This window comes from Kitasatospora sp. NPDC059817, from assembly GCF_042731835.1.
Lineage (GTDB): Bacteria > Actinomycetota > Actinomycetes > Streptomycetales > Streptomycetaceae > Kitasatospora.
Genome location: NZ_JBHWIR010000113.1, coordinates 1 through 8,890, shown reverse-complemented (window position 1 = coordinate 8,890; position 8,890 = coordinate 1). Strand labels below are relative to the sequence as shown.

At 73.8% G+C, this 8,890-nt stretch carries 1 protein-coding gene; it reads left to right on the top strand.

Annotated features, from left to right (window positions below; all coding sequences use genetic code 11):
- The first annotated feature begins 128 nt into the window (after positions 1-128).
- Positions 129-8,888: an SDR family NAD(P)-dependent oxidoreductase gene (locus ACFV61_RS22975; protein ID WP_380493631.1), complete on the top strand. Its 8,760-nt coding sequence runs from the start codon at positions 129-131 to the stop codon at positions 8,886-8,888.
- Positions 8,889-8,890: the final 2 nt, after the last annotated feature.

The window sequence follows — 8,890 nt, the reverse complement described above, 5'->3', positions numbered from 1 at the left end:
GCGCTCCCCCGCCCCCCCGCGGGGGGGCTGGCCCCCCCCCGCCGGCGCCCCCCGCCCCGCGGGCCACCCCGGCCCAGCCTCCCGCCCACCCATCCCCGCGGGCGCCCGGCCCCGACGACCCGATCGCGGTGATCGGGCTGAGCGGCCGCTACCCGGGCGCCGCCGACCTGGACGAGTTCTGGGAGAACCTCACGGCGGGCCGCGACTGCGTCCGCGAGGTGGACCGCTGGCCGCTGGACGGCTTCTTCGAGCCGGACCGCAACACGGCGGTGGCCACCGGCCGCAGCTACAGCAAGTGGGGCGGCTTCCTGGACGACTTCGCCGCGTTCGATCCCCGGTTCTTCGGCATCGCCCCGCGCGACGCCTACGCCATGGACCCGCAGGAGCGGCTGTTCGTGCAGGCGGCGTGGGAGGTGCTGGAGGACGCCGGGTACACGAGGGCGCGCCTCGCCGAGCGCCACGGCCACGGTGTCGGGGTGTTCGCCGGCGTCACCAAGGTCGGCCACGCCCGGCACGAGGTGGGCCGGCTGCCCTCGGGTGAACTCGTGGTGCCCGGCCTGTCGTTCGCCTCGCTGAGCGCCCGCGCCTCCTACCTGCTCGACCTGCGCGGGCCGAGCCTGACGATCGACACCATGTGCTCGGCGTCGCTGACCGCGATCCACGAGGCGTGCGAACAACTCCGGCGCGGCGCCTGCGAGGTGGCGATCGCCGGCGGCGTGAACCTCTACGCGCACCCGCTGGACTACGTCGAGCTGTGCCGCTCCGGGATGCTCTCGCCCGACCAGCACTGCCGCAGCTTCGGCACCGGCGGCCACGGGTTCGTGCCCGGTGAGGGCGTCGGGTGCGTGCTGCTCAAGCCGCTGTCCTGCGCGGTGGCCGACGGGGACCGCGTGCTCGCGGTGATCCGGGGCTCCAGCGTCAACCACGGCGGCCGTTCCACCGGTTACACCGTGCCGAGCCCGGTCGCCCAGGCCGATGTCGTCCGGCGGGCGCTGGACCAGGCCGGGGTCTCCGCCCGGCAGGTCGGCTACGTCGAGGCGCACGGCACCGGCACCGAACTGGGCGACCCGATCGAGATCACGGGCCTGACCAAGGCCTTCGAACAGGACACCGTGGAGCGGCAGTTCTGCGCGATCGGCTCGGTGAAGTCCGGCATCGGCCACCTGGAGGCCGCGGCCGGGGTGGCCGGTCTGACAAAGGTCCTGCTCCAGCTCAAGCACCGGCAGCTCGTACCGAGCCTGCACGCCGAACAGCTCAACCCGAACATCAGCTTCGAACGGACCCCGTTCCGGGTCCAGCGCGAACTGAGCCCGTGGCACTGCGACGGCCCGCGGATCGCGGCGGTGTCCTCCTTCGGTGCCGGCGGCTCGAACGCGCACGTGATCGTCGAGGAGTATTCCGTGCAGCCCACCGACGGCGCGATCAACGGCGCCGAACAAGCCCAACACGTCCAAAACGTCGAACAATCCCCACACGTCGTCGTCCTCTCCGCGAGGACTCCCGACCAGCTCACCGCGTCCGTCGACCGGCTGGCCGGGTTCCTCGACCGCAACCCGGACACCGCCCTCGCCGACCTGGCCTTCACGCTCCAGGTCGGGCGGGAGGCGATGGCCGAGCGGTACGCGGTCGCGGTCTCGTCGACGGCGGAGCTGAGGGCCGCCCTGCGGGCCGGCCGGGGGCACCGGGGCACCGCCGGGGAATCCGGCGGACTGCTCGCCGAGATCACCGGTGACGACGAACTCCAGGAACTGCTGGTCCGGCAGTGGATCGCGGCCGGCAAGCTGTCCAAGCTCGCGGCGCTGTGGGCGGCCGGCGCCGAGGTGGACTGGGAGCGCCTGCACCAGGGCGCGCCGCGCCGGGTGGTGTCGCTGCCGACGTACCCGTTCGCCAAGGAGCGGTTCTGGATCGGCGACCTGACCCGGCAGACGCCGGCACCCGTGGCCGCACCTGCGCCCGCTCCGCTGCTCGCGCCGGTCGCGGCGCCGATCGTCCAACCCGCGGTCGTACACAGGGGATTGGACGAGATCGTGCCCGCCGTGGTGCGGGAGAAGATCGCCCGCGCGCTGGCGATGGAGGTCGAGGAGGTCGAGGGCGGGCTGGCGTTCGCCGACTACGGCCTGGACTCGATCCTGGCGATCCGCGTGGTCGACCAGCTCAACGGCGCGCTGACGCTGGACCTGCCGACCAGCGTGGTCTTCGACTTCAGCACGGCCGACCGGCTGGCCGAGCACCTGCTCGCCGAGTACCGGGGCGTCATCGTCCACACGGAGGGCGCGACGGAGCCGGCGGACGCACGGGAGAGCGCCCCGCCACCGGTCGTGCAGCCCGCACGGCCCGTGGCGACCGGGCAGCGGGACGGCGCCACCGTGAGCGTGGAGCGCGGGCCGATCGCGGTGATCGGCATGAGCGGCCGCTTCGCCGGCGCCGACTCGCTGGACGAACTCTGGACGCACCTGGCCGACGGCGACGACCTGGTCACCGAGGCGACCCGGTTCGACCTCGACGGCCTGAGCGCCTGCACCCGGGGCGGCTTCCTCGACCGCATCGACGAGTTCGACGCGATGTTCTTCAACATCTCCGGCACCGAGGCCGCGGTGATGGACCCGCAGCAGCGGCTGCTGCTCGAAGAGTCCTGGAAGGCCCTGGAGGACGCCGGCTACGCGGGCCGGATGGGCCGGGCGCGCTGCGGCGTCTACGTCGGGGCGTGGGCCGGCGACTACCAGGGACTGCTGGATCCGGAGGCGCCGGCGCAGACCCTGTGGGGCAACATGACCTCGGTCATCCCGAGCCGGGTGTCGTACTTCCTCGACCTCAAGGGCCAGGCGATCGCCGTCGACACGTCGTGCTCCAGCTCGCTGGTGGCGATCGACCTGGCGTGCAAGGACCTGTGGTCCGGCGAGACCTCGATGGCGCTGGCGGGCGGGGTGTTCCTCCAGTCCACGCCGCGGCTGTACCGGCTCGCGGGCCGCGCCGGGATGCTGTCGCCGACCGGCCGCTGCCACACCTTCGACCACCGCGCCGACGGCTTCGTGCCCGGCGAGGGCGTCGGAGTCGTGGTGCTCAAGAGGCTCGCGGACGCGCTGGCCGACGGCGACCACATCCACGGCGTGATCAAGGCCAGCGGCGTCAACCAGGACGGCGCCACCAACGGGATCACCGCGCCGAGTTCGGTGTCCCAGGAGAGCCTGCTCGGCGAGGTGTACGAGCGGTTCGGCGTCGACGTGGAGCGGATCGGACTCGTCGAGGCGCACGGCACCGGCACCAAGCTCGGCGACCCGATCGAGTTCCAGGCGCTGAACCGGGCGTTCCGCGCCCGCACCGACCGGACGGAGTACTGCGCGGTCGGCTCGCTGAAGACCAACATCGGCCACACCCAGTTCGCGGCGGGCATCGCGGGCGTGCTGAAGGTGCTGCTGGCGATCAAGCACCGGAAGATCCCCGCCTCGCTGCACTTCGAGACCGCCAACGAGGCGATCCCGCTGGCGGGGAGCCCGTTCTACCTGAGCACCCGCACCCACGACTGGGAGAGCCCCGCCGGGGTGCCGCGCTGCGGGGTGGTGAGCTCCTTCGGCGCCAGCGGTACCAATGCGCACCTGGTGATCGAGGAGGCCCCGGCCGTCGCGAACACCGCCGTGCGCACCGCCGCCGCGCCGCGGACGGACCACGTGGTGGTCCTCTCGGCACGGACGGAGGAGCAACTCCTCGAACAGCGGCGCCGGTTGGCGCTCCACGTCCGCGCCCACGCGTCGATCGACCTCGGCGACCTCGCCTACACCCTGGCCGTCGGCCGGCAGCGCTTCGCCCACCGCTTCGCCTGCGTGGTCCGCGACCGCGACGAGCTGCTCCAGGTGCTGGACGGCACCGCCCCGGCGCGGCTGCCCGACGACGACCGGGCGCCGGCCGAGGGCCGACGCATCCCGCTGCCGACCTACCCGTTCGCCCGGGACCGCCACTGGGCCCCGACCGGCGACGGCGACAGCAGCGACAGTGGCAACGGCAACAACGTCACGCTGACCCGCACCGACGGCCTGCTGCGCGACCACGTGGTGCAGGGCCGTCACCTCCTGCCCGCGGTCGCCTACCTCGAACTCGCCCGCAAGGCGCTGGGCGCCACCCGGGTGCGGATGCGCAACGTCACGTGGGTGCAGCCGCTGGAGGTCGCGGACACCCCGGTCGACGTCCGGGTCGAGGTCCGCGCGAGCGAGCAGGGCGGGCACCGGTTCGAGATCGGCACCGGCTCCACCGTGTGCTGCGAGGGCGCCATCGCGCCGTCCGACGCCCCGCGCCCGGCACCGGTCGACCTCGCCGGCCTGCGCGCGGACTGCCGGGAGAGCGTGTCCGGCGAGCGGATCCACGAGGCCCTGGTGACGATGGGCATCGACCACGGCCCGAGCCTGCGGGCGATCCGGCAGGCGCACGTCGGCTCCGGTCTCGTCCTCGCCGAACTGGCCCTGCCCGACTCGGCGGAGCCCGGACCGCTGGCGCCCGCGATGCTGGACTCGGCGATCCAGGCGGCCGTCGCGCCGCACCTCACCGGCATGCGGGACACCGCCGTGCCGTTCGCCCTGGACCGGCTCGACCTGTTCGCCCCGTGCCGGGCGGCGATGTGGGCCGTGGTGCGCGGCGGCGCGGCCGGGCCGCTCGACAAGCTCGATATCGACCTGGTCGACGCCGACGGCGCGGTCTGCGTGCGGCTGACCGGCTACACCTCGCGCCGCACCGTCCGCAGCGAGCCCGCGCTGTACGCGCCCGTCTGGGACCCGACCACCGCGACCGACGCGCCCGTGCCCGCCCGTACCGACCGGGTCCTGGTCGTCGGCGGACCGGCACCGCTCGCCGGCGCCCTGACCTGGCCGCTGCCGCCGTCCGCCTCCGTCGAGGAGGTGACCGCCGCACTGCGCGACCTCGGACCGGTCGACCACCTGGTCTGGACGGCGCCCGAGCCCAAGCTCGACCCCGTCGACTCCGCCGGGTACACGGCCGCCCAGAACGACGGCGTCGTCGCCGCGTTCCGCCTGATCAAGGCGCTGATCGGAGCCGGGTACGACGCCCGGCCGCTGGGGATCACACTGGTCACCACCCGCGCGCTCGCCACCCATGCCGACGACCCCGTCCAGCCGGCGCACGCCGGGCTGCACGGCCTGTTCGGCTCCCTGGGGCGCGAGTACGAGCAGTGGAGCGTCCGGCGCGTCGACCTCGACGGCCCCGACTGGCCCGCCGACCTCACCGCCCTGCCCGCCCGCTCGTCCGAGGACGCCTGGGTCCGGCGGGCCGGCCAGTGGCTGGCCCGGCACTGGGCGCCGTGCGAGGCGCCCGCGCGACCGGTCTACCGCGAGGGCGGCGTCTACGTGGTGATCGGCGGCGCCGGCGGCCTGGGCACCGCCTGGACCCAGCACGTGGTGCGGCAGTACGGCGCGCACGTCACCTGGATCGGCCGCAGCGCACCCGACGCGGCCATCGAGGAACGGCTCCGCTCCGTCCAGGGGCGCGGCACCGTCCGCTACCTCAGCGCCGACGCCGGGGACCCGGCCGCGCTGCGCCGGGCCGTCAGCGCCGTCAGGGAGCGCCACCCGCGGATCGACGGGGTCGTGCAGGCCGCGCTCGTCCTGCGGGACAGCACCTTCGCCCGGATGGACGAGGCCACCCTGCGCGCGGGGCTGGCGGCCAAGGTCGACGTCACGACGGCGATGGCCGAGGTCTTCGACGGCGAGCACCTGGACTTCGCCGTACTGCTGTCGTCGATGCAGTCCTTCACCACGGCGGCAGGCCAGGGCAACTACGCGGCCGGCTGCACCTTCAGCGACGCCTACGCCCACGCGCTCGGACAGCACTGGGACACCCCCGTCAGGGTCATGAACTGGGGGTGGTGGGGCAACCTCGGGAGCGTCACCTCCGAGTTCTACCGGGAACGGCTGAGCCGGGTCGGCCTGGTGTCGATCGAGCCGCGCGAGGGGCTCGCCGCCCTGGACGCCCTGCTCGGCGGGGACCAGCGGCAGCTGGCCTTCGTGAAGACCAACCAGCACAACACCCTGGCGAACTTCGACCGCGCCACCCAGGTCACCGTGCACGGCCGGACGCCCTCCCGGGTGCGCGGCGAGCTGCTGCTCGCGCCGGAGAGCGTGGACGGCCTGATGGACGAGGTCGTGCGGTGGCGCCGGACCGAGCGCGACCCGTGGCTGGCGAAGGTCCTGGCGGCCCAGCTGGCGACCGTCGACCACACCGCGATCCTGCCGGTGTACGCCGACTGGCTGGAGCACGCCCGGCGGGCCACCGTCCCGGCCGGGCCGACGGAGGCCGTGTCCACGGCGGGCGTGCTCGCGGAGGCCGTGCTCGCGCAGTGGGACCGGCAGTGCGAGTCCTGGTCGGCCGACGCCGACCGCAAGGCCGAACTGCGGCTCGCCTCCGCCATGCTCCGGGCGCTGCCGGACATCGTGACCGGCCGGACCAGGCCCACCGACGTCATGTTCCCGCGCGGTTCGGTGGAGCTGGTGGAGGGCTGCTACCGCAACAACCACGTCGCGGACGTGTTCAACCGCGCCATGGCCGGCGCCGCCGTCGCCGTCGTGTCGGAGCGGCTGCGCCGCGAACCGGGCGCGCGGCTGCGGATCCTGGAGATCGGCGCCGGCACCGGCGGCACCAGCGCCGGGATGTTCGCCGCGCTCAAGCCGTACCAGGAGAGCATCGAGACGTACGTCTACACGGACCTCTCCAAGGCCTTCCTCAACCACGCCCGCGCCACCTACGGGCCGGGCGTGCCCTACCTGGACTGCCGACTGCTCAACATCGAACGGCCGCTGGCCGGGCAGGATGTCGGCGAGGGCGGGTTCGACCTGGTGATCGCCGCCAACGTGCTGCACGCGACCAAGGACACCCGCAACACCCTGCGCAACGCCAAGGCCGCGATGCGGGCCGGCGGGTGGCTGCTGCTGAACGAGCTGTCGGCCTTCGACCTGTTCAGCCACGTCACCTTCGGGCTGCTGGAAGGCTGGTGGCTGTTCGACGACCGCTCGCTGCGGATCCCGGGCTCGCCGGCGCTGTCGCCGGAGAACTGGCGGGACGTGCTGGCGGGGGAGGGCTTCGGGACGGTCGTGTTCCCGCTGCCGCAGGCGCTGCCGCTGGGGCAGCAGGTCATCGCGGCGGAGAGCGACGGGGTGGCCCGGCAGGCGGTCGGGACCAGGCCGAAGGGTGCCACCCGGCCGGTGCCTGCTGCGGCGCCAGTCGCCGTGCCTGCCGTGGTGCCGACTGTGCTGCCTGCTGCGGTACCTGCCGTGGAACCGACGCCCCGGCCGGAGCCCGTGCCCGCCCCGGCGGCCGTGAGCCCCGCGCCCGCGCCCACCCCCTCCGCCGCACCGCCGTCGCGCTCCGACCTGTCCGCACTCATCCTCGACAAGGCCGCGGCCGTGCTCGGCATCCCGGCCGAGCGGATCGACACCGCGGCCCCGCTCACCCACTACGGCCTGGACTCGATCCTGGTCCTCCAGCTCACCAACGCCCTGCGCGAGGAGTTCGGTGACGACGTCCCGGCGACCCTGCTCTTCGACGTCGAGACCGTCGACGGCCTGTGCGCCCACTTCGCCGGTGCAGGGGCCGCCGCGACGGCCACGGCGGATGCTCAGGCCGGCCCGGCGGGCGAGCGGTGGAACCTCTCGTGCGGCCAGCTGACCATGTACCGCGACCAGCAGCGCTCGCCGGAGTCGACCGCGTACAACCTCCCGCTCCTCTTCGAGATCCACGGCGAGCTGGACGAAGCCGCCCTGGAGCGGGCGATCCGTGCCCAGAGCGGCATCCACCCGGTGCTGAGCGCCGTCTTCGGCGAGCGGGACGGCGCGCCGTTCATGGACATCGACCCGGGCCGGGCGCCGTCCTTCGAGCGGGTCGACCTCACGGCCACCAAGCGCGCCGCCCAACTGGCCGGGCTGCGGGACTTGGTGAACCTCCCGCTCGACCTGGCGACGGGCCCGCTGGTCCGCGCGCACCTGGTCTCCCTCGCAGGGGGGCGGCGCCTGCTGCTGATCACCGCGCACCATATCCTGCTGGACGGCACGTCCACGGCGGTCCTGATCCGCACGCTCAAGGAGGCCTACCAGGGCAGGGGGAGCCTGAGTCGCACGAGCTACGGCGACTTCGTCGCCTGGGAGGAGGCGCTGCTCGCCGGCCCGCGCGCACGGCAGCACCGGGACTACTGGCTGCGGGAGTTGGCAGGTCATCGACCGGCGCTCGCACTGCCCTACGACCGGCCGTACGACCCCAAGCGGATGCCCCGGGTGGACGTGGCGACGGTCAAGCTGCCGCCGCCGCTGGCCGCCGCCCTGGCCGACTCGGCGCGGGAGCACCGGGTCAGCGTCGCCACCGTGCTGTTCGCGACGTACGTACGGTTCCTGCACCGGCTGACCGGGCAGGACGACCTGGTCCTCGGCATGACGGCGGCCGCCCGCTACGAGGAGCGGTTCCAGGACGTCGTCGGCCAGTTCGCGAACTGCCTGCCGATCCGCTGCACGGCCGTCGGCGGCTTCCCCGAGCTGCTGAAGTCCCTGCAGCGCAAGGTGGTCGGCGGCATCGAGCACGGCGGCTACCCGCTGCTGGAGATCGCCCGGGCCGTGGGCGCGGACGACGAACCGCTGGTCCTGACCAACTTCCTGTTCCAGAACTTCGACGGCGCCGACCTGCTGACCAACGCGGCCCCGGCCGCGTCCGGCGAGTTGGACCTGCGGCTGTTCGACGACCTGCCCTACGCCGGGGAGTACGTCCTCGCCGCCGAGTCCTACCGGGACGGCGAGGGGTTCAAGGTCTTCCTCAAGTACGACGCGAACGTCTTCGACGAGGCCACCGCGCGGAGCATGACGGAGGAGTGGTACGCGGTCATCCGCAAGGAGCTGGGCCTGCGGTAGGC